This window comes from Pseudoalteromonas sp. MMG033 (genome assembly GCF_057197785.1).
Genome location: NZ_CM170070.1, coordinates 2,222,648 through 2,244,922 on the forward strand (window position 1 = coordinate 2,222,648; position 22,275 = coordinate 2,244,922).

The 22,275-nt window shown below is 41.4% G+C and carries 20 protein-coding genes; 8 read left to right on the forward strand and 12 right to left on the reverse strand.

The window, feature by feature from the left end; all coding sequences use genetic code 11:
- Positions 1 to 13: 13 nt before the first annotated feature.
- Positions 14 to 2,512, reverse strand: coding sequence for a PilZ domain-containing protein (locus AC2CZC_RS09735; RefSeq protein WP_484584669.1), 2,499 nt, complete (start codon positions 2,510 to 2,512; stop codon positions 14 to 16).
- A gap of 140 nt (positions 2,513 to 2,652) precedes the next feature.
- On the opposite strand from AC2CZC_RS09735, the gene radA reads away from it, so the two are divergent.
- A complete protein-coding gene (gene radA / locus AC2CZC_RS09740) occupies positions 2,653 to 4,023 on the forward strand; it encodes a DNA repair protein RadA (protein WP_039611945.1) in 1,371 nt (456 codons plus the stop codon).
- Positions 4,024 to 4,032: 9 nt separating this feature from the next.
- Positions 4,033 to 4,956 carry a hypothetical protein gene (locus AC2CZC_RS09745; protein WP_484584670.1) on the forward strand — a complete coding sequence of 308 codons (924 nt, stop codon included), beginning with the start codon at positions 4,033 to 4,035 and terminating at the stop codon, positions 4,954 to 4,956.
- 59 nt (positions 4,957 to 5,015) lie between these two features.
- On the opposite strand, the gene AC2CZC_RS09750 is transcribed toward AC2CZC_RS09745, so the two are convergent.
- Positions 5,016 to 6,353, reverse strand: coding sequence for a peptidoglycan DD-metalloendopeptidase family protein (locus AC2CZC_RS09750; protein WP_484584671.1), 1,338 nt, complete (start codon positions 6,351 to 6,353; stop codon positions 5,016 to 5,018).
- A gap of 151 nt (positions 6,354 to 6,504) precedes the next feature.
- Between AC2CZC_RS09750 and tyrS the strand changes: the two genes are divergently transcribed.
- On the forward strand, positions 6,505 to 7,704 hold the full coding sequence (gene tyrS / locus AC2CZC_RS09755) for a tyrosine--tRNA ligase (RefSeq protein WP_484584868.1): 1,200 nt from the start codon (positions 6,505 to 6,507) through the stop codon (positions 7,702 to 7,704).
- A gap of 38 nt (positions 7,705 to 7,742) precedes the next feature.
- Here tyrS and AC2CZC_RS09760 read toward each other — a convergent pair whose 3' ends face one another.
- The 4 genes from AC2CZC_RS09760 to folE2 form a co-directional block, all read right to left on the reverse strand.
- Positions 7,743 to 8,687 carry a cobalamin biosynthesis protein CobD/CbiB gene (locus AC2CZC_RS09760; protein ID WP_484584672.1) on the reverse strand — a complete coding sequence of 315 codons (945 nt, stop codon included), beginning with the start codon at positions 8,685 to 8,687 and terminating at the stop codon, positions 7,743 to 7,745.
- Positions 8,688 to 9,395: a 5'-methylthioadenosine/S-adenosylhomocysteine nucleosidase gene (gene mtnN, locus AC2CZC_RS09765; RefSeq protein WP_484584673.1), complete on the reverse strand. Its 708-nt coding sequence runs from the start codon at positions 9,393 to 9,395 to the stop codon at positions 8,688 to 8,690.
- Positions 9,396 to 9,512: 117 nt separating this feature from the next.
- Positions 9,513 to 10,103: a DUF2726 domain-containing protein gene (locus tag AC2CZC_RS09770; protein ID WP_063361072.1), complete on the reverse strand. Its 591-nt coding sequence runs from the start codon at positions 10,101 to 10,103 to the stop codon at positions 9,513 to 9,515.
- Positions 10,104 to 10,207: 104 nt separating this feature from the next.
- Positions 10,208 to 11,128: a GTP cyclohydrolase FolE2 gene (folE2, locus tag AC2CZC_RS09775; RefSeq protein WP_484584674.1), complete on the reverse strand. Its 921-nt coding sequence runs from the start codon at positions 11,126 to 11,128 to the stop codon at positions 10,208 to 10,210.
- Between the two features lie 262 nt (positions 11,129 to 11,390).
- Here folE2 and arcB point away from each other — a divergent pair, with 262 nt between their 5' ends.
- Positions 11,391 to 13,718 (forward strand): aerobic respiration two-component sensor histidine kinase ArcB, encoded by a 2,328-nt coding sequence (arcB, locus tag AC2CZC_RS09780; protein ID WP_484584675.1) that lies wholly within the window; start codon positions 11,391 to 11,393, stop codon positions 13,716 to 13,718.
- A 4-nt stretch (positions 13,719 to 13,722) separates the two neighbouring features.
- Here the strand turns inward: arcB and arcA are convergent, their stop codons facing one another.
- From arcA to trmB, 5 genes are all read right to left on the reverse strand, one after another.
- Entirely contained in the window at positions 13,723 to 14,448 is a 726-nt protein-coding gene (arcA, locus tag AC2CZC_RS09785; protein WP_063361069.1) for a two-component system response regulator ArcA, read from the reverse strand.
- Between the two features lie 107 nt (positions 14,449 to 14,555).
- Entirely contained in the window at positions 14,556 to 15,083 is a 528-nt protein-coding gene (locus tag AC2CZC_RS09790) for a YfiR family protein (protein ID WP_484584676.1), read from the reverse strand.
- Positions 15,083 to 16,702, reverse strand: a complete 1,620-nt coding sequence (locus AC2CZC_RS09795) for a sensor histidine kinase (RefSeq protein ID WP_484584677.1) — start codon at positions 16,700 to 16,702, stop codon at positions 15,083 to 15,085. Before AC2CZC_RS09795 ends, AC2CZC_RS09790 begins: the two co-directional genes overlap by 1 nt.
- 145 nt (positions 16,703 to 16,847) lie before the next feature.
- Entirely contained in the window at positions 16,848 to 17,885 is a 1,038-nt protein-coding gene (locus tag AC2CZC_RS09800) for a methyltransferase (protein ID WP_484584678.1), read from the reverse strand.
- A 72-nt stretch (positions 17,886 to 17,957) separates the two neighbouring features.
- Positions 17,958 to 18,683: a tRNA (guanosine(46)-N7)-methyltransferase TrmB gene (gene trmB / locus AC2CZC_RS09805; RefSeq protein WP_484584869.1), complete on the reverse strand. Its 726-nt coding sequence runs from the start codon at positions 18,681 to 18,683 to the stop codon at positions 17,958 to 17,960.
- Between the two features lie 125 nt (positions 18,684 to 18,808).
- On the opposite strand from trmB, the gene mutY reads away from it, so the two are divergent.
- Both mutY and AC2CZC_RS09815 read left to right on the forward strand, forming a co-directional pair.
- Positions 18,809 to 19,867 (forward strand): A/G-specific adenine glycosylase, encoded by a 1,059-nt coding sequence (gene mutY, locus AC2CZC_RS09810; protein ID WP_484584870.1) that lies wholly within the window; start codon positions 18,809 to 18,811, stop codon positions 19,865 to 19,867.
- A gap of 37 nt (positions 19,868 to 19,904) precedes the next feature.
- The gene (locus AC2CZC_RS09815; RefSeq protein ID WP_046356858.1) at positions 19,905 to 20,177 is read left to right on the forward strand and encodes an oxidative damage protection protein; all 273 of its coding nucleotides are present in this window, start codon (positions 19,905 to 19,907) and stop codon (positions 20,175 to 20,177) included.
- 33 nt (positions 20,178 to 20,210) lie between these two features.
- Here the strand turns inward: AC2CZC_RS09815 and ispB are convergent, their stop codons facing one another.
- Entirely contained in the window at positions 20,211 to 21,185 is a 975-nt protein-coding gene (gene ispB / locus AC2CZC_RS09820; protein WP_484584679.1) for an octaprenyl diphosphate synthase, read from the reverse strand.
- 379 nt (positions 21,186 to 21,564) lie between these two features.
- Here ispB and rplU point away from each other — a divergent pair, with 379 nt between their 5' ends.
- Both rplU and rpmA read left to right on the forward strand, forming a co-directional pair.
- Entirely contained in the window at positions 21,565 to 21,876 is a 312-nt protein-coding gene (rplU, locus tag AC2CZC_RS09825; protein ID WP_023399739.1) for a 50S ribosomal protein L21, read from the forward strand.
- Positions 21,877 to 21,895: 19 nt separating this feature from the next.
- On the forward strand, positions 21,896 to 22,153 hold the full coding sequence (rpmA, locus tag AC2CZC_RS09830; protein ID WP_063361063.1) for a 50S ribosomal protein L27: 258 nt from the start codon (positions 21,896 to 21,898) through the stop codon (positions 22,151 to 22,153).
- Positions 22,154 to 22,275: the final 122 nt, after the last annotated feature.

A 22,275-nucleotide genomic window follows, 5' to 3' on the forward strand; every position in this document is an offset into this window, starting at 1 on the left:
GAGACTTGGCTGACTAAAAGTGTTTAGTCAGCCATTCTTTTTTGCGTTGCTGCATTCTTTCAATGAGATGTGGTTCCAAGTCTAATACTGGCATCATCACATCCGTCACATCGATGACATCACACACGCCATTTACTGACCACAGTGCTTCTTCCAGCCCTTTGGCTTTATGAAGAGCATAGTGGCTAACATAGCGTAGTTCATTGGCTAAATGGTCCATATCAGGTCTACCGGTCTTGGAGACATACAGGTGGCAAATAAATAACATGCCATTTTTAAGTGCTTTTTTAGCAAATAAAAACAGTTGCTCAATTGGCTCTCCAAAAGGAATACACTGAGATTTAACCCCATGATTTGGCTCATTGATTTGTTTTTCATCAAAGTGAATGAAAAGGGTAAATCTGAGTGGTTTATCTTGGCGTGATTTTTCTCTTAAAAGCTCACTGAGAGGATCTGCAACATAGTTACTTGGGAACAGCTTATCTGGGAAGAGGAGTTCTTGACCGTTGTGGTGTGCTAAGTGAGGAAGCAAGATATTGTGCAGTGGTGACGGGTATAAGCCGTGTCCCACAGCACCAATTTCCATGTGTGATGACTTTTTGTGCAAATACAAGGGAAGTTGGCATATGCTTTTTGTAACCATATTCCTCAAAGCCGTAGAGAGTCCTGGTATTTTAGGAGCTTCTTCGCTTGGCTGCAGTTTATCTTTATTGTTTTCAATTAATGCGGTGAAAAACTCCATTGCGGTGTGTGTGACCCCCGCGACCTGCTTTACTTTGAGGTTAATAATGGTGTTGGACTTACTGACTGCCATAATCTCGTATCTTAGACCAGACAAGACATGTTGCTTGGTGATTTTTTGCAGATCTGGTAAGTCCAGCGTAACAAGATCGCCCTTTGTCACGTCAACAGCTTGTTCGACTTCAATTTGTAGCCCCATGACGGAAAAATCTCTTGTATTCCCGCTCACGGAGAGTGTCTCTGAGATGTGTAAGGTGGCACCTGTGCGGTATAAAAATCGTTTGTGTGATCTAAGGTTGACGTATTCTAAAGCGACTTTTTCTAGATGAGGTGGGTTTTTCGATTTTCCGTGACCAAACTCTTTTAAGCGATTAATGCTCTCCTGAGGATAGGATAACTTATTGCAATGTGATTTGTGTTCAGCAGTGGTAATTTCTGTAAGTAGCATCAAATGGTGTACAGGCTGAATCATACCTTGAGCGCGAGGTGGTGGGCGCTTGTTGAGCTTCTCAACGTTTTTCCCTGCACTTTTTGGCAAAGATAATGGAATAAATGCATCTTCATGGTGGCTGGGCATGAGTTGTACTTTAAAAACACGCCAACTTTCTTTTTCGCTGCCAAATCCCAAGAATAAGTTTTTCAGTTCTGGTTGCTGATCTAGTTCCCAATCAAATGCCGAATAAAAGTATATTTTACCGCTATTTGAATGGGTAAATGTATAACAGTAAGCCTCTTTCACTGGTGCCGATTGTAATAACATTTTTTGTAGGCGTTTATTATTAAATACGCTATACAAGCAGGAGGTTTTACGTTCGTCCTCAAAGTAATAGTTAATAAACGCATTGTTTTCGTTGGTGAGCGTCATGCTGGGTAACAGCATATTATTGATGCGGCTAAAAAAGACAAACAGAGAGCTTACTCTGGGTAAGTAATATTGCTCATATCCTTTGCACACCACGGCGTCCATGGTGTTGTCTAAATTAATTTTGTAGCGCCGTTTGTTACCGTGAATAAAGCTTTCTAAAAATTCATCGAACCCAGAGTTATTTTCTACGAAAGTTCGCTTTAAACGAACGTAATTGTAATCCGCACTAGACTCTTCTACTGCGACGACCTCATATTGAATGCCTTCTTTCAAGCCCAATTCAAAATCTTGTTCTAGCCCAACTAGACGAAGCGTAATTACATTTTTAGCCTGTACATGATAATTTTTCCCCAGCTTTATTTTGGCGCCACTTAACGAAATATCTGAAGTACTTGCGGGGATAGTCGTGCCGCTTTTCAACTCAACCGTGATTTTGATTGAGTAGTTCATGCGCTCTTCTATGCGACTTTCATAAGACGCGAAGCGGATCAACTGTGCTTCATGCTCAAAAACGACCTCAGGCTTTACATCCTCTTGTTCCTGAGCATTCTTTTGCATGACTTTGTAATTGTTGTCAGTATGCATGACGGCTTCATATACTGCCATCGTATAGCCCCCATGCTGGGCAACTTCGCGTTCAAATACGCTGATCGCTAGGTCGTCCATGAAGTGTTGTTTGCCGTCGTGTTCGTAGGGTTTAACATCTCCTGATACTTGCCCACGTAAATCAATGAAGCGTGCAACGGGCTGTGAGAGACGTGTCATCTCCATTTTTAGTAAAAATTGATCAGGCTTGCTCAGATGAGATGTTTTTTGTTTGAAGATAAAGTCAAAATTTGGATCGCCTAAATCTCCTTTTAGGTCATTAATAAGGTCTTGATGTAGTTCTAGTTTATCTTCACTCATAGCCGTTCGCAGTTTGTCCGTAGACAATGTCTCTTTGTTATTATTTCAGCCTTCGCCAATTTTATGTCAGTATAGCTACATTCTTAACTTATAAGCTTAACTGGGTTTTCCATTTAAGCAATAACTATGCCTTGATTTATATGGGAAAAAAGAAAACCGCATTTGTATGTAGTGATTGTGGAGCGGAATTTGCTCGTTGGCAAGGGCAATGTTCTGAATGTAAAGCCTGGAACACGGTAACAGAGTTTCGTGTCCCTTCTGTGAAAGCTGCGCCACGCAGTGCTGGGACCACGGGCTATGCAGGCGTTGTAGAAGCAAAAATACAGACATTAGATGAAGTAAATCTAGAATCTTTACCAAGATTTTCAACGGGTTTTAAAGAGTTTGACCGCGTTTTAGGTGGCGGGGTCGTGCCTGGAAGCGCCATCTTAATTGGTGGTGAGCCAGGGGCTGGTAAAAGTACACTGTTATTACAGACTATGTGTTTGTTGGCGCAATCTATGCCGACGTTATATGTGACAGGTGAAGAATCATTGCAGCAAGTTGCGATGCGTGCAAAACGTTTAGGGCTACCTACAGATAAATTAAAAACACTGGCGGAGACCAATGTTGAAACGATTTGTCAGTTAGCATTGAGAGAGAAGCCGGCCATCATGGTTATTGACTCTATCCAAGTTATGCATATGACTGACGTGCAGTCAGCGCCAGGTAGTGTCTCTCAAGTACGTGAAAGTGCGGCTTATCTAACGCGCTTTGCGAAGCAAAACCAAGTGGCAATCATTATGGTTGGTCATGTAACCAAAGATGGCACACTGGCTGGGCCTAAAGTGCTAGAGCACTGCATTGACTGTTCAATATTACTTGAAGGCAGCAGCGATAGTCGTTTTCGGACATTGCGTGGGAATAAAAATCGCTTTGGTGCGGTGAATGAACTTGGGGTTTTTGCAATGACGGGGCAGGGCCTCAAAGAAGTAAATAACCCGTCGGCTATATTCTTAAACCGAGGTGAGGAGCAAACTCCGGGCTCGTTGGTTATGGTGATTTGGGAAGGTACTCGGCCGCTTTTGGTTGAGGTGCAAGCACTGGTTGATTACTCTCAGCTTGCTAATCCAAGGCGTGTTACCGTTGGTTTAGAACAAAACCGCCTTGCCATGCTACTGGCTGTTTTGCATCGTCATGGCGGCTTACAGGTCGCAGATCAAGATGTATTCGTCAATGTTGTGGGTGGTGTCAAAGTGAACGAAACAAGCGCAGATTTGGCTTTGATCACGGCATTGGTCTCGAGTTTTAAAAATTATGCATTGGATAAGCAACTAGTCGTATTTGGCGAAGTTGGCTTAGGTGGCGAGATCCGCCCTGTTCCAAGTGGTCAAGAAAGGTTACGAGAAGCGGCGAAACATGGCTTTAAACGTGCTATTGTACCTGTTGCTAATAAACCGAAAGAAGATATCGAAGGCATGGAAGTGATTGGTGTTTCCAGCTTAAACGATGCATTACAAGCGCTATTTTAAGGAATTACTATGAATAAAGCGGCTCTCACAGGTGTAGCACTTGCGGTTGCAGGTGGTGTGATTGGTGTTAACTGGTATGCAAACAAAACTGCCAGCGATGTTGTGGCACAGCAAGTAAAGCAGTTTTCAGAACAAACAGGCTTTGCAGTAAACTATCAAAATGTTGATTACAGTTTGCTTAGCAATACCGTTGTATTGGAAAACATCTCGTTTAAAGAGCAAGACGGTGAGCACACGTTAATTGATATTGAGCGCTTTTCTCTTAAGGGATATGAAGAAGGAAAAGTGAGCCCATTAACTGAGTTACAAATCACCGGCTTGTCTATGGCTCGCGAATTAAAATCAGTTTCTGCTCCCGTAATGCCCAGTACATTGCTTAATGCAAAATACAATTTGAATTCGACCATGCGTTATGAAGATAGCACGGGCGACAGTCAATTTGATTTTGCCGTGTCAGCTGATCAAGTTGTGAACTTTTCTATGGATATCGCTTTGTCCAATAGTAAAGACTTAATGGACTTACAAACTGATATTCAGCAGCTGCATAGTCAAGGTGAGATGTCTTTAGAAGCTGAATTGCAAATGCAGAGTAAAATGCTCAGTGCATTACAGTCTTTGCAACCCGTGGATATGTCTTTTTCATTAAAAAATGAAGGTGAACTCAAAGCGTTAGTTGATGAGCTATTAATGAAAAATGGTTTAGATCATGAGCAGCTTAAAGCAATGCTTGCGATGCAAATGGAACATGTGCCTGCAAGTGAAAATGCCAAGCAGGCGATCCAGTCATTTGTTGCTGGGCTTTCGTTATTAGAGATCAGCATGCAGTTCCCTGAGGATACAAGCTTTATGCAGTTGGGGATGCAGCTTCAGCCACTTGCAGGCAATCCACAAGCGCTAGAAGAGTTTCTTAAGCTGAAAATTGTGGGCAGATAACAAATCGCAAAAAGCAAAAAGGCGAGGAATACCTCGCCTTTTTTGTGTTTTAATTTTGTTTACTTGTCGTTTAGTGCAAGCATGAGCTCTCGTTTACGCTCCAGTCTTACTAACATCTGCTCAGCCAGTGGCTTGAACTTAGCAAGCTCTTGCTTAGGCAGTGGTAAAGACTTCGGTAACTTAACCGTTCTTGGGTTGCGGTGTGTACCGTCAACCAAAAATTCATAATGTAAATGAGGACCGGTTACACGGCCTGTCGCACCCACAGTACCAATTTTTTGTCCCTGTTTAACTTTCTGTCCAGACTTGACATGTAGCTTATGTAAGTGAAGGTACTTAGTCGTGTATTGGCTACCATGCTCAATAAACACATAGTTACCATTGAGGCGATTAAAGCCTGCTTTAGTTACGCGACCATTACCCGCTGCGACGACAGGTGTACCTACTTTTGCTGCGTAATCAATACCTCTGTGAGGGCGTACTTGCTTAGTAACCGGGTGTAGTCTGCGAGGGTTAAAATTAGAACTGATATATTTAAAGTTTACTGGTGCTCGCAAGAAGGCTTTTTTCATACTGCGGCCTTCTGGTGTATAAAACTCACCATTGGTGTGTCTAATAGCCGTGTAGCGGTCGCCTTGGTTCATAAATTCTGCGGCAATGATTTTGCCATTACCAATTTCTTCACCATCCACATAGTGAGACTCATAGACTAAGGTAAATGAGTCGCCTTCACGAATATCGTTGGCAAAGTCGACATCCCATCCAAAGATATTGGCAAAGTTCATGATCTGTCTTTGCGTTAAACCTGCTGAAATGCCCGCAGTCCAAAAACTTGAACGGATCTTTCCGCCTGCCGTTTTTTCACGCGTTTCAATTTCTTTACTGGTGATTTGTGTCGCGTACTGGCCGCTTTCGTTACGTGTGACGTAAAGCGTATCCGTTTTTGATAACACGTATTTGAGTTGAGCAAGGTTGCCCTGTGCATCACTTGCAAAGCTAAGTGTTTCACCTGGATGGATTTTGGTCAGTTTGCGAGTTTCTTCATTGGTATTAACGAGATTATGGAGTGTCTGGGCTGAATATCCTGCGCGTTTAAATAAAACAGCTAGGCTATCGCCAGAACGCACTTTATGATCTACATAATCGTAAGTTATTGTATTTTCTTGCTCTTCAGGTTTTTCAACTTCAGCACTTAGCGTCGTTAATTGCTCTGGCTGTTGCTCTTCAACTTTGATTGGAAGCTCATAACGCTTGCCAACTTCTAATGCATCATCTTTATGATCTTTAGATGCAGTGGCTTTTTCTGAGGGCAGCAAGGCTATCCCAACCATCGCAGCTAACAAGCCGACAATAAGCATTTTGTGTTTTTTGGGAAGCTTATTTACTGCAGGTACCATAACGTGCCTTTTTCGCTGTCAAGAAATTTTATGAATAATAGTGCAGCATATACGTAATAAAGCGTTAATACCAGTATTTTGTGCATTTAAACTCCGTGCAATATAGGCTAGAATCGAGCGATAAACTGAATATTGTGTTGGAGTGATAATGGTGGACATTGAAACTGCATTTGCTGAAATTAAGCGTGGTGCAGAAGACATATTGATTGAAGACGAACTGAAAGAGAAATTAAAGTCAGGGAAAAAGCTGCGTATTAAGGCTGGATTTGATCCAACAGCGCCTGATTTGCATTTAGGCCACACAGTACTAATTAATAAATTAAAAACTTTCCAAGATTTAGGTCATGAGGTCATTTTCTTAATTGGTGATTTTACCGGCATGATTGGCGACCCAACTGGTAAAAATGTCACTCGTAAGCCACTTACTCGTGAAGACGTACTTGCTAATGCAGAAACGTATAAAGAGCAGGTATTTAAAATTCTAGATCCGGAAAAAACGACGGTCGCGTTCAATTCTCAGTGGATGGAGAAATTAAGCAGTGCGGACATGATCAAGCTTGCATCACGTCAAACTGTGGCTCGTATGCTAGAGCGTGATGATTTTAAAAAGCGTTATGCTGGCGGTCAGGCAATTGCTATCCATGAATTCTTATATCCACTTGTTCAGGGCTGGGACTCTGTTGCATTAGAAGCGGATGTTGAGCTTGGTGGTACGGATCAACGCTTTAACCTATTGATGGGCCGAGAGTTACAAAAAGAAGAAGGCCAAAAGCCGCAAACAGTTCTGATGATGCCTTTACTTGAAGGTACTGATGGTGTGCAAAAGATGTCAAAATCTCTAGGCAACTATATTGGTATCACAGATGCACCAACGGAAATGTTTGGTAAAGTCATGTCGATTTCTGATGATCTAATGTGGCGTTACTATGAGCTACTAAGTGCTAAGTCTTTGTCAGAGATTGAAGCATTAAAAGAAGAAGTGACAGCAGGTCGTAACCCACGTGATATCAAAATTGATTTCGCAAAAGAAATGATTGCTCGCTTTCATAGTGAAGAAGACGCACAAGCCGCTCATCAGGACTTCATTAAGCGTTTCCAGAAGAATGCATTGCCAGATGATATCCCTGAGGTATCAATTAGCATTGAAGGCGACACTACGTTTATCGCTAATTTATTAAAAGAAGCGGGTCTTGTAGCGAGTACGTCAGAAGCCATGCGCATGATCAAACAAGGTGCAGTGAAGCTTAATGGTGAAGAGAAAATCACTGATACTAAGTTAGAAGTCGCTAAAGGCAGCTGTGAGATTTACCAAGTTGGTAAACGTAAGTTTGCTAAAGTAACGGTAAACTAACTGTCAGATTAGATAACCAAGTAGCAGCTGCTGCTTGGTTATATCAAATTAATTGCAAACCAAATTAAAACAGTCAACCCTAACCAAAACAACCGCATGCTGCCCAGCAGTTTAATCATTTGCTGTATATCATTTATCTCAGGCTGCCTATCACTGCCAATCCGGATGTTGTCAAAACGCTCGTTGTTGTAAAATCTCGGTCCCGCAAGTTGCACATTCAAGTTGGCTGAGAATAATGCGAGTACCCATCCTGAGTTTTTATTAGCGTAATGCTGTGCATAGTGCTTAAGGTAATGATTTGTCTTCGATAGGTTTTGTGTGAGTGCCATGATAAGGATAAAACCACGCAGTGGTAGCCACTCTAAAATATAGATTGTGCGTTGTACAGGTCGCATAAACGGGTGCTGGATGCTGAGTTGTTGTCGCCAACTGTGATCGCATAGCAATAAGAGTTTGTAAACTAAGGCGAGATAAGGCCCTGCAACAATATAAAAAATGAGGATCAGATAAAAGTGACGTACGGTATTCAATGCTAGAGAATCCAGACTGGCTTTGATTATTCCGACCTCAGAGAGTTTGTCTGTATTTCTATTGACTATGCTGGTTAAGAGCTGCTTTGCAGACCCTTTTTGGCCAAGGGACAAAAGCTTTGCTATGCGTTTGGTGCGTCCTTCAAAGTGGGTATCTAGGCACAAGAATAAGATGAGCCCGCCAAACCATTGAGGGTAAAAAGAAATATATGACAAAGCATAAAGTAAAACGACAAGCGTAATAATGGGTAAAAAACAGGCCAGCGCGCCGCTGAGGGTGTGGTGAGCGTCAGTATTTTTTTGCCTTACTACGCGTTTCGCTAAATTACTAGCAAGCAGAGAAAACACCGTATTAGGGTGATAGAGTTTAGATAATTTTAAGCCAAATGCAGATAAGAGTGCTAGGCAAAAGATAAGCAAGCCCTCTTGGGCTTGCAATACAGCGAGGGTCACTTACAGGGTTACCTGTTGTAGTTCTTCAAGTAAAGCGACAACTAATTTTGAAGAGTTCACAGAAGCAACCTCTAAATATTCATCAAAAGACTGCGGTGACTCTTTACCTGCAATATCAGACAGTGAGCGGATCACAACAAATGGCGTATTCAGTACGTGGCATGCTTGTGCAATTGCTGCGCCTTCCATTTCAACGGCAAGCATGTTTGGGAAATCTTGGCGAGTCTTTTCAATGCGCACAGGGTCGCACATAAATGAATCACCTGTACAAATTTGCCCAACCATAGTTTGGATATCACCGACAGCATGAATGCTCGCTTCAGATGCTTTGATTAGTGCTGGGTGCGCTGCAAAGCCTGCTGGCATTTGTGGTACCTGACCAATTTCATAGCCAAATGCAGTGACGTCAACATCATGGTGGCGAACTTCGCTTGAGATCACTACATCACCGACATTCAAAGAAGGCTCAAAACCACCGGCAGACCCTGTATTAATAACACAATCAGGTTCAAAGTTGTCGATAAGCAATGTTGTTGCTACTGTCGCGGCTACTTTGCCAATGCCTGATTGCACAAGCGTTACTTCATGACCACCAAGCTCACCGGTATAAAATGTGAACCCGCCTTTTGTAAGTGTTTTAGGAGATTGCATGGTGTTACGTAAAATTGTAACTTCTTGCTCCATCGCACCGATAATGCCAATCTTCATAATTAATCTCTTAGTATTTTAGTTACTGCTCATTATATACATTCTTATTTTGAAAGCATTATTTTGATAGTAAAACTGTGGAAGTCGCTGCTGAAATATCCAGCAGCGACTAGGGGGTTAGATTTCAGCAAGCTGGGTGCTAGCTGCTTTTGCTTGAGATGGAGATAGAACCGCAGGTTTGTTGTTACGATTGCGTACTGGTTTGGTCTTGTCAGGTTTTTGACCTAGTTTAAATAAGATAGCTGCACGCACCTCAGGGCTTTTATAGCCAGACTTTATCTTCATCCTAATGTGTGGGATGCCCGCAGACTCTAATGCGCCACTGACAAACCAGTCTTTTTGTGCTTTGTGACCATTTTTATTTGAATTGTTTACCAGATCTACAGCGGCAACAATATTTAACGTGCTTTTGTCGACTAGGACGTAGTCCAGTTGCTTGTTCTGTGCTTTTGTAATCGCAGAACGGCGTGCTTTTTTAGATAGACCAGGCTTGCACTCAATTACATCAACCAATTTTACTCGGCTAACAATTTTGTACCTATCACCGACTGCGCGTTCGAGAAGTTGTAAAAAAGACGCTTCGACAGTGGTAAAAACCGACTCTTTTCGATTAAACGGATAAGGATTGCCACCCACGTCGGTATATTTAGAAATTACGATAGAGGCAATAACTACGAGCGCTAAAATAGCTAAAAGTGTTAATTCCATAAATCACTCCACGACAACAATTTGACTTTGATAATTTATAAGCAAAGAGTGTGCCGAAAGTGATTTGATGGCGCTAAAAACGATATTTAACGCCAGTCAGATGGTTATGCTGTGTAACCTTGCTCTACGCCCTTGACTGCGTAGGCAACTGCATCGTGTGCATGCAGTGATTCGTAGTGATTAATTTTGACGTAAAAATCTCTGTAATCTTGCTTATCAAGCAGTGCTTTGAGCTTTCTTGCTGCGTCCTCACAGAACATTAAGTTTTGACCATTTAATCTTGCAAACTCTTGTTCGTCTTCTCTTTTTACTGCCGCTTGAACTGGGGTTTTAAGCTCTTGTTCTGCAATGTCAATTAAGCCTTTAATATCAAACTCTTTTACATCAGTTGGTAGTTGTACCTTGATATTAGCGATAGAGCGTTGTGAGTGTGGTGTGGCAAGGATCCCTTCAGTTGTACCAAGCCAAGCATGCACACTTTCGTGGTCCAGTGGTTGACCAGCAAACTTTTCTTCAAATGCATTTTGGATAAGCTGCCTTGCAAGTGCTGCAGAGCAAGGGCAAGTGGATGAATAGGTGACATCAACAGCCAGTTCAATGCTAAGCGCTTGCTCTTTCATTGTGGCGGTAATGGACACAGGATAGCTTTTCCAGCCTTGTTTGCCGCTTAATAATGAAGCTCTGCGCAGAGGCAGCTCGAAATTAAGGACAACTTTTGCCGCATTACTGAGATCTTTATGCGTTGTCACAAATTGGTCAAGCACAGCCGCTAATGTAGTTGGTGTCAGTGTTTGTTCACAAGAAAGTGTATCTAAAGCTAAAAACAACCGAGACATATGAATGCCCTTTGCATCAGGCTTGTCTAAACTGACAAAGGCATCGGCCTTAGCATTAACTGGGATCTCATTGAGGTCTTTACTCGCTAACTGCAGTGGTAGCTCGATATCCCCCATTCCTACCCATTCTAAAGTTCCTGTTTGCAGCGCATCTGCACTGTGCGCAATGTCCGGCATTGAAGTTGGCATCTAAACTCTCTTTAATCACGACATCAAAAATGCTTTTATATTACACTAAAACGAGTTTTTTTTCTGTGGATATTCTCATTTTGAATAAAGAAAATGTCATGTATTGTGCAATATTTGATACATTATCACATTTTTTGTAAGGTTAATTGTGTTCAGTATTTAGCTAAGCGTTTGAGATTTTTCAACAAAGTTACTCTCCTAGGTTGCTCGCATATGTGCTCAGCTGAGGTATAATAGCTGCGTTAACAAGGTGACTATTATTATGCTTGATTCTTCATTCGGGTCTTGGACTCGAATTCTTTCTAATTTGGTTCGAAAATACGGTGAGCGAAAAGCGGGTGCCATTGCCTATGTACTCGTTCTGGTCGCGTCATTGGTTTTATCCTGTATGTTTTTTTATGTGGCATTAGGTTCGGTAACACTCGTTAATGTGCTCTCTGTCGTTGTGTTTGCTGCGCTCACTTCGCCATTATTGATTTCTGTTGCTGTATTTGCCATCCGTCAATTGGAAAGCTCAAAGGAGTATTTAGATTCAGCAACACAGCAAGAAAAGCTCTTGAATCAGACTCTAAAAGATAATATTAATCGCCTTAACAATGAAATCGACGAACGTAAAATGGCGTTGCATGCCAAACATCGTGCAATCGCTGAACTGAGAAATGAAATAACAGAGCGCCGTAAAGCCGAGCAAGAGCTTGCGCAGCAAAGTATGTTATTGCGCTCGATTGTAGATTCCTCCCCTGATTTATTTTATTACCGAGATGAGCATGGTGTTTTTGCTGGGTGTAATAAAAAGTTTGAACAAGTCATCGGTATAGACAGTGAAGGGTTAATAGGTAAAACAGCTGATGAGATATTCGTAGATCAAGTTATTCCTAAGGTGCTGGAAACTGATACGCAAGTCAGTGCCACTCAGCAAACGCTGTCTCTGGATGTTGAGTACCCTGTAAAGGATGAAAACCGCTGGTTTGAAATGCGAAAGCTTCCCTTTATCAATAATGAGGGAGAATATATTGGCTTGCTTGCGTTTGGACGTGATATTACAAGCCGTAAGGAAGCAGAGCAAGCGTTAGAAACAGCCTATAAGGACAAAGGAAAGTTTATTGCCACTTTGAGCCATGAGCTAAGAACGCCACTCAATGGTATTGTTGGCTTGACCAGAATGCTGCTTGATACTGAGCTGACGCAGCAGCAAAAAAGTTGGTGCAATACGGTTTTTTCGAGCGCTGAAACGCTTGGGAATATTTTTAATGACATTATTGATTTAGATAAGATTGATAGAGAGCAATTAGATATTGCGACTGACAGTATCAATGTCTCTGATTTTATTAATGACGTGGTTAACTTCTCAGACTTGATCGCTGGTCAAAAAGGGTTGGAATTTAAGATCCAACGTTCAGGTGTTTTGGATGTCTATGCGCTTTTAGATCCAACACGATTACGCCAAGTACTATGGAACCTTATCAATAATGCCGTGAAGTTTACGCACCGCGGCAATGTGACATTAGAGTGTCGTAGAGAAAATCGCGAAAGAGGGCCTTGGCTATCGATGAGTATTATTGATACAGGGGTTGGTATATCTGCTGAGCAGCAAGATAAGATCTTCGATATGTATTATAAGGCACCAGACACAGAAGGTAATAATGCGATTGGTTCTGGTATTGGTTTGGCGGTAACCAAGGCGCTCGTTCAGGCTATGAAAGGTTCTATAACGGTCAGCAGTTTGCCGGGGCAGGGTAGTCGTTTTGATGTTGAAATACCTTTAGAGCTATGTGCTGCGCCAAATCAGCAAAGTTATGCAGGAAGAGAGCTATATATACTGCTCGTTGAAGATGTTCCGCTTAACGCTGAAATTGCCACAAACCTTTTAGAGCAACGAGGCCATGAGGTCATTTGGGCAGAGACAGGTGAAGATGCGTTATCACTGGTACAGACAGAAGATGATTTGGACCTCATTTTATTAGATATGCAATTGCCTGACTTGAATGGCGACGAAGTTGCAAGGCAGATCCGCGCAGATAGTCATTTTGATGCGCTCCCTATCGTGGCTTTAACTGCCAATGTGCGCAGTGCTGAGCAAGAGCTTCAGGGGATCAGTATTCAAGGTGCGCTGGCAAAGCCAATCAACACCACTAAGCTTGATAAAATGTTAGCTGAGTTATTTGGCATAGACAGTGTTAAAGAAGATGCCAACACACATCAACAGAATACGATTGAAGTGTTAGAAATAGAGCGAAACTTGCTGGATATAGAAACAATCACCGACTTTGTTGCCTCAATGGGAGTCGATACTTTTAAACGCAGCTGTGAGCTTTTTGCTAAGCTTAACCCTACATATTGCGACGAGTTAAAAGAAGCAAATAAAGAGGGGGATGTGGCTGAGTACGGTTCGGTTGCGCATAAATTAAAAGGCGCTGCGGGATCTGTTGGTCTCAAGTCTGTTCAGCAACATGCCAAGGTTATGGAGACCGACTGTGAAGCAGTGACTGGTGAAGCACGTGAACTTTGGGTGGAAGAATTGGAAGAATTAATAAGAGAAGGGCAGGGTGCCCTTCACTCATTAATTGCAAAACTCGCTGAAAACTCTTAGCGAACTATGGTTGAGTGCTATCGATTTTACCGATGAAACGGTAGCCTTCACCATGAATTGTGCTGATAAGCTCAGGTGTGTTACTGTCAGTTTCGAAATGCTTACGAATACGACGAATAGTAACATCAACAGTACGGTCGTTTGCACGTAGCTCACGTCCTGTCATGTGCTTGATAAGCTGTTCTCGGCTGAAAATGCGACCTGGAGAGTCAAGCATTAAGCGAAGGGCTCTATACTCACCTTTCGGTAGACGCTTAGATTCACCTGTCGGTGAAGTCAAGCAGCGACTATTTTCATCTAGTTCCCACCCGTTAAAAGTGATCACACCATTACTGTCGATAGCCGACTCTTCTGGTGTTGAACCTGTACGTGAAATTAAGTTACGTACACGAATAGTTAGCTCACGAGGGTTAAACGGCTTTGTGACGTAGTCATCAGCACCGATCTCTAAACCTAAGATTCTATCGACATCGTTATCACGACCTGTTAAGAAAATTAAGCCTACATTTTTTTTCTGGCGTAACTCACGAGCTAAGATTAAGCCGTTTCTACCAGGAAGGTTTATATCCATGATTACACAGTTGACATCGTCGTTTGCTGTCAATTTTTCATGCATATCATCGCCATCAATGGCTTCAATTACCTTATGACCTTCGGCTTCAAATAAACTAACGAGGTTCAGTCGAGTTACGTCTTCATCCTCAACAATTAGAATGACTGGCGTTTGCATTATTAATTAACCTTTTCGGAATGTTTTATTTACAAAAACTTCGGTGTTATATAATAAAACCGAATGTTAACGATTATAGGAGTATATTCAATTGTTAACAAGTAAAATCAGTTAGGATAGAACTTAGAAACTGCGAGTAGTCGAGAGAGCACTTTAAAATTGTGTTGTGCAACTTCTTGCCTGTTAATATATAACCGAATTTTACTCCCTTCTTGGACCAAGGAAGCAATCCCACCCCCTTCTAAAAATTCGATACTTTCGCCTACAGTTACCATATTTAAGGTAATTGTATCGGTCCAAGTGGATAGTATATCATCTTCCATTGTTTCATCAATGTATGTGATATCGCAGCGCTTGGAAAGTTCCCTAAACGGGTCGGAAATATTAACTTTTATTATATCTATCGGTTTACCACGTATTTTTAAGTTATTATTTTTATTTAAAATAGCGCCCGGGCCATGAGTTAAATCATAAAAGCAAAATCTGGTTACTTGCTTATTTTTTTGTTCTGGAAAATCGATTAGCTTTGCCATTTGATATAAAAAAGCTGAACGAATTTCATGTGGTGATTTTGCGTCAACATTTAAACTACAAAAAATAAAAATAAATGTAGCTATCAGGTACATTATTTTCATTAAATTACCCCTTTTAGAGGCAGGGTTATAATAAACTTAGTACCTTTTTTATTATCATCAGAAAGGGTTATAGTTCCACCTAAAGCTTGCGTGATTAAATTATAAACTAGGTGCATACCTAAGCCACTGCCGCCTTCTCCACGTTTGGTGGTGACAAATGGATCGAAGATACGTTTTTTTACTGCGTTAGAGACGCCAACCCCATTATCTTGGTAGATAATTTCTAAAGATTGGCTATGTTGCTCAACATGAATGTGAATTTGGTTGTCTTTTAGATCTAAAAAGCCATGGATAAGTGAGTTAGACAATAGTTGCTCAAACACCTGTTGCAGCAAACCAGCTTTGGTTCTAACGGTTAGCTTCTCAGAGCAAGAGAGTTGCCACGTCACATTTTTAATATCAATTTCAGCGCGCATGCTGCTCACAATTGCGTGGAAAAGTTTGTTGATATTGACTTCTGAACTGACTTCTACGTCTTGGCTTACCGCAACCTTTTTAAAGCTGGAAATGAGTTCTGCAGCGCGATTTAAATTACGGTAGATTAAATCTAAATTCTCAATACCATCATGAATAAAGCGTTCTAGCTGTTTTGATGTTAAGGTTTTTTGTTCAAAAGCTGCGTTTATATCAGCAAGCTTGTCTCTTAACAATGTTGACCCAGTAACCCCTAATCCAATAGGTGTGTTTACCTCGTGGGCTACGCCTGCGACCATTTGGCCAAGGGAAGCCATTTTTTCATTTTCGACAATCTGATTTTGGTATTGATGCATTCGCTCTAATGTATTCAGAAGCTCTTGGTTTGCCTCTCTGAGCGCGATAGTCCGTTGATTGACCTTTTCTTCTAGGTTTTGATTGAGCTGCTTTATTTCAAGCTTGTCAGCTTGATGACGCGCAAGTTGGTTTTGTGTCCGTGCGAGCATAATATTGAGGTTATTTGCCAACATGTTAACCTCTTCAATATCGCTTTTTGTTGCTCTTGCGGAGTAATTATGGTTCTTAGACACATCTTGCAGCATGATCGATAGCGAGTCTATTGGGTTGGCAATGCGCTTTTGAATTGCACGTGCAACGAACAATACCAATATGAGTACGATGAGTGTTAACGCAATGTCGATTAATATCTTTTGATTGATATATTGTGATAGGCGTTCTAAGCCGCCTCTTACGTAGACATACCCCTCGACTTTTCCTTCGTATTCAACAGGAATGATCAGCTCAACATAGTCTGTCGATACCTTAGGCTCTTTTAATGCTTCAATTTCGTTTACTTTCAGTGGTACTGGTGGGGTTTTACTCGCATTGTAACTGGTAAAAAAGACTGGCTTGTTGGTCACATCATCAATTGCATAAATATGAATGTTTTTAACCAGTTCAACTTTGTTAAAGGATTTGAGGCGTTTTTCTTCTGTCTTTCTGTCATCAAAAATAAGGGTGATCTGGGCGTTAAAAGCGATGATTTCAGCAATCATTTGCAGCTTATTTACGATCAGCTTTTTTTGCTCTTTAACATCTAGGTAGGTTGAAATAGATATGGAGAGTGAGAGCGACAAAGCTGTTACTAACATAACAGCACTTATCAAAACTTTTCTTATACTTGTTTTTGTTGCGTGTTTTCCCATTGTGCGCTCATAAGTGGACCTCTTAACAGCTAACCTTAGTTTAGCAGCTTAGTTAAGTAAGTTAACAAAAAAGCAGACAATTCCCTTGAACTTATCGCTAGCATTTAAGTTGAAGGCACATTTGGCTAGCGGATATAGCAGAGTTTTATACTTTCTGTGCCTGATATACCGCGAACTTGGTATTTTTAATTTCTGTTTTAAAGTGCGCAAAGTGATGCTCTATGATGGGGGGGTATTTTAAAAAGCTATTGGCAACGATCTGTAAATTAGCGCCTTTTTTCATCATATGCTTTGCATTTGCTAAAAACGTCTCAGCGATGCTGTAATCTGTGCTCAGGCCAGTGTGAAATGGAGGGTTGCTGACAATCATATCAAATTTAGTTGTTACTTGCGTTAGTCCATCGCTCAGGATGAACTGTCCATTGTGCCCATTTAGTTTTAGAGTTTGCTCACTGGCATAAAGTGCCAGTGCACTGACATCTAAGCAGTGCAAGGATAAATTGGGTTGCGCATTTAACATGAAAGTTGCTATCAAACCAGCGCCACAGCCAAAATCGAGTACATCACCTTTGTTTGGTATTGTTAAATGGTCAAGCAGTAACTCTGTACCAATATCAAGCTTGCCATGATTAAAGACGCCAGGCACGCTAATAGCATCAAAGTTTTGCTCTGCTACCTTAACGTTGAAAGTATGGTGGTAATTGGCAATATCAAAGCTGGCTTCTGCTGTAAGCTCATTGAATTCGTATAAGATACAATGTTTAGCACTGTCTAATTTATAACTAGCTTGTGCATAGGGTTTGAGTTGTTTTTCAACTGATTTAACACCGCCTTTATTTTCTCCAACAACGAGTAACCGAGTTGCTTCCCCAAGGTTGGCTCTAATGTTAGTTAACATCATATTGGCCTCAGGTTTAGATTTCGGATAGTAATAAATTACCAAATCTAAGTTATCTATGTTAGGCAAGCTATGGCTAACAAAGCTAGTCACGTTTTGATATTTGGAGGCTGCAAGGTGGTCGGCGAAGTTATAACTAAAAGCGTAAATTTGCGCAGCGGGGTTTACCTTAGCTAGTTCAGACAAAAAACCATCATCATTATGATTAATAACTAGCACTTTTTCGCCATGGAGTTCCTCTTCATTGCGAAGTAAAAGTAGGCTAGGGTTTGATAGTTTTTGCATGATATATCTCAGGTAGTTAACGTGTATCGATTATGAAGTGAAAGGGGCAATGAAAGCCCCTCGGGAGTCTTGTTAAGCTGTGCGCTCAAACATTAGATCCCATACTCCGTGACCCAGTCGGTGGCCGCGCTGTTCAAATTTTGTAAGCGGTCTAAAGTCTGGTCTAGGTACATAGTCATTGTTTTCAGACTGGTTACTGTAACCTTCGGCTTGTTGCATGACTTCCAACATATGCTCTGCATAGTTTTCCCAATCAGTTGCCATATGAAAGACGCCGCCTACTTTTAATTTTGCTCTGATCTTTTGTGCAAATTCGGTTTGTACAATACGACGTTTATGGTGACGCTTTTTATGCCAAGGATCTGGGAAAAAGAGCTGTAATTTACTCAAGCTGCTATCAGGGATGCAATCGGCCAACACTTCTACCGCATCGTGTTCAAAAACACGTAGATTGGTTAGGCCATGTTCATCGGCTTCCATTAGACAAGCGCCAACGCCTGGGCGGTGAACTTCAATACCAATAAAGTTTTGGTCAGGGTTATTTTTAGCCATCTCAACCAGTGATTTACCCATACCAAAGCCAATTTCTACAACTACATCATTGTCGTTGCCAAATATTTCACTGAAGTTGAGTAGGCCTTGGCTGTGCTCAAGTCCAAGAGTTGGCCAGCACTTCTCTAGCGCTGCTGCTTGACCTTTAGTTAGGCGACCTTCACGTTTTACAAAGCTGCGCACTTTACGGATGTATTTACCTTCTTGCTCAGCCTGCTCTAGTGCTTGTTTACTCGATTCGTTCATTGTCATCATCTGCGGTGTAAAAATTGGGCGCACATTATCCCTGTTCACGCCGATAAGTACAAGTGCTTGACGTTTTTAAAAACCTTCTTACACTGGCGCGTGAAGCAAGTAGATTGAGAATTAAGATGCCCGTTGACCGTCAAACAGCAAATTGGTTTGCAACACAAGTTGTAGATTGGTACCACGTCCATGGCAGAAAAACATTGCCGTGGCAAATAGATAAGACCCCTTATAAAGTATGGGTGTCTGAAGTTATGTTACAGCAAACACAGGTTGTAACCGTGATTCCCTATTTTGAACGCTTTATGTCAAGGTTTCCGACCGTGATTGACTTGGCTGATGCGGATGAGGATGAAGTGTTGCACCATTGGACTGGCCTGGGGTACTACGCGAGAGCTAGAAACTTACACAAAACAGCGAAAATTATTCGTGATGAATATCAGGGGAAGTTTCCTGAGACTTTTGAGCAAGTTGTAGACTTGCCTGGTATTGGGCGTTCAACTGCAGGGGCCATACTGTCACTTGCTCTGGGACAGCATCACTCTATATTAGATGGCAATGTCAAAAGGGTATTGGCACGCTTTTTTATGGTAGAAGGTTGGTACGGGGTTAAGAAGGTTGAGAACCACCTATGGGATCTGACTAACGCGGTGACGCCCTCTGGTGATGTTCGTGAGTTTAACCAAGCAATGATGGACTTGGGAGCAAGCCTTTGCTCTCGCTCTAGATTTCAATGTGAACCGTGTCCGCTGGTTGATAAATGCATGGCTCACAAGAGCAATAGAGTAAAAGAGTTCCCTAATTCCAAGCCCAAAAAAGAGAAGCCTAAAAAAACAGCTTATCATTTGATGGTCAAAGTCGGTGATAAAGTGTTGATGGAAAAACGTCCCAACAGTGGTATTTGGGGTGGGTTATTTGGGTTTTTTGAATTTAGTGATTTAACCGAGCTGGAGGCGTTTTTAATGCAGCAAGGAATTGATGTGACAACGCGCACTTTGGAATCATTTGTTCATATTTTTACTCACTTTGAGCTAACAATAAACCCTATTTGTGTTGAGCTTCAACAAATTCCTGATTGTGTCCATGACAATCAATTGCTTTGGTATGATGTTAATCAGCCTCCTGAAGTAGGACTTGCAGCGCCAACGAAAAAGTTAGTTAAAGTATTAAAGGCAATGGGGTAAACTGTTCTCATCAAAAATATAGAGAATAGGTGAGAAAATGGCACGTACAGTTTTTTGTCAGAAATTAAACAAAGAAGCGCCTGGTTTGGATTTTCAATTATATCCAGGGGAAGTTGGCGAGCGTATCTTCAATAATATTTCTAAAGAAGCTTGGCAGCAGTGGCAACACAAGCAAACAATGCTTATTAATGAAAAGCACTTGAACATGATGGACCCTGATCACCGCCAGCTTTTAGAAGAGCAAATGGTCGGCTTTTTGTTTGAAAATAAAGAAGTTGAAATTGAAGGTTATAGACCTCCAGAGAAGTAAAAAAGCTGCCTCGGCAGCTTTTTTATTGTGTGGTTAATACTCTCTATCTACAGAAAGCTTTGCTAATGCAATGAGCGCATCTTTAAATTGAGAGTCTGCTAAAACATTCAGTTGTGTTATTGCTTTTTCTGACTCTTGTTGCGCTTTTGACATAGTTTTTTGCAATGCTTGAGTTTCTTCAAGAGTTTTCAAGATATCAGGTAAGTTGTCGATGCCATTTCCTGACTCAATCGCTTCTCTTATCTGAGCTACCTGAGAGTCTGAGCCTGATTTCATGGCATAAATAAGCGGGAGTGTCGGTTTGCCTTCTGCCAAATCGTCACCAATATTTTTGCCTAGTTGCTCAGCGTTTGCACTATAGTCCAGTATGTCATCAACTAATTGAAACGCCGTACCTAAGTGCATCCCGTATAGTTTTAAAGCATCCTTAACAGTTTGGGACTGCTCCGAGACAACCGCGGGCAGCATAGTCGCAGCTTCGAATAATTTAGCTGTTTTGCTATAAATGACCTGCATATAGCTTTGCTCAGTGGTGTCCGGGTCGTTGCAATTCATTAATTGCAGTACCTCACCTTCAGCAATAATATTGGTCGCATCTGCCAATATTTGCATCACTTCCATGTTATTAAGGCCAACCATTAACTGGAAGGAGCGCGTATATATAAAGTCTCCAACAAGTACACTTGCAGCATTACCAAACTCGGCGTTTGCTGTTGGCTCACCACGTCTTAAATTTGACTCATCAACGACGTCATCGTGTAACAAAGTTGCAGTATGGATAAACTCAATGATGGTAGCTAAAGTAATATGCTTATTCTGGGCTTCAGCTGCTAGTGCCTTTGCAACCAGTAAAGTCAACATTGGTCTTATGCGTTTTCCACCGCTATTAACAATGTAAAGACCCAATTGATTTACTAACGCAACATCAGACTGCATTTGTTCGAAAATAAGTTTATTCACAGAGAGCATATCCTGCTCAATCAGTGATTGGATAGTCTTAATATCCATAGTATACCGTGCTAAAGCCCCAGTTAGAGATAAACGCCGCAGATTGTACATTAAAATTTCAGTCGACTCGAATTTTATGCGTATTGATAGGTAAAAAAATAGAGGGTGGTCTAAATATTAAGCATTTTTGAGAGTGTTATATGTACGGATATGATCTGTCAAGTGTTTTGGTTAAAAGTTTTTACAGAAAAAAAGAGTTTAGCAACGCAAACTTTTTAGCTAGAATAGGCAAAAATGAATTAATGCTCTCAAACAAGTCAATTTTTATTCATTATTTTGTCTTTAGGGTATTGCGTGTAGTTCGACATTAGCGTAAACTTCGCGCCCTATTGAAGAATATTAAGTTGCGTCGATTTGAGGGCGCACAACGGAGTTAATTATGTACGCGGTTTTCCAAAGTGGTGGTAAACAGCACCGTGTGACTGAAGGTCAAACAATTCGTCTAGAAAAACTAGACGTTGAGACTGGTGCATCAATTGAATTTGATTCAGTACTTCTAGTTGCTGATGGTGAGAAGATCGAGATCGGTGCACCATTCGTAAATGGCGGTAAGGTAACAGCTGAAGTTGTTTCTCACGGTCGTGGCGAGAAAATTAAGATTGTTAAGTTCAGACGTCGTAAGCATTCTCGTAAGCAGATGGGCCACCGTCAGTGGTTCACTGAAGTTAAAATCACTGGCATTAGCGCTTAATTTTTAGAGGTACAGAAAGATGGCACATAAGAAGGCAGCTGGTAGTACTCGTAACGGTCGCGATTCAGAAAGTAAACGCCTAGGTGTTAAGCGTTTCGGTGGCGAATCAGTTTTAGCGGGTAACATCATCGTTCGTCAACGTGGTACTAGATTCCACGCTGGTTCTAACGCAGGTATCGGTAAAGACCACACTATCTTTGCAAAAGCAGATGGTAAAGTAGTTTTCGAAACTAAAGGTCCTTTAAACCGTAAATACGTTAGCATCGTTGCTGAGTAATCGGTAAAGATTTATAAAAACCCCGCTTAGGCGGGGTTTTTTGTTTTTATAGCTACATATTATTTATCAGCAGCTAAGCGTACCTTGCTATAATAGCTGTTGCTATTCCAATCCAGTAAGAG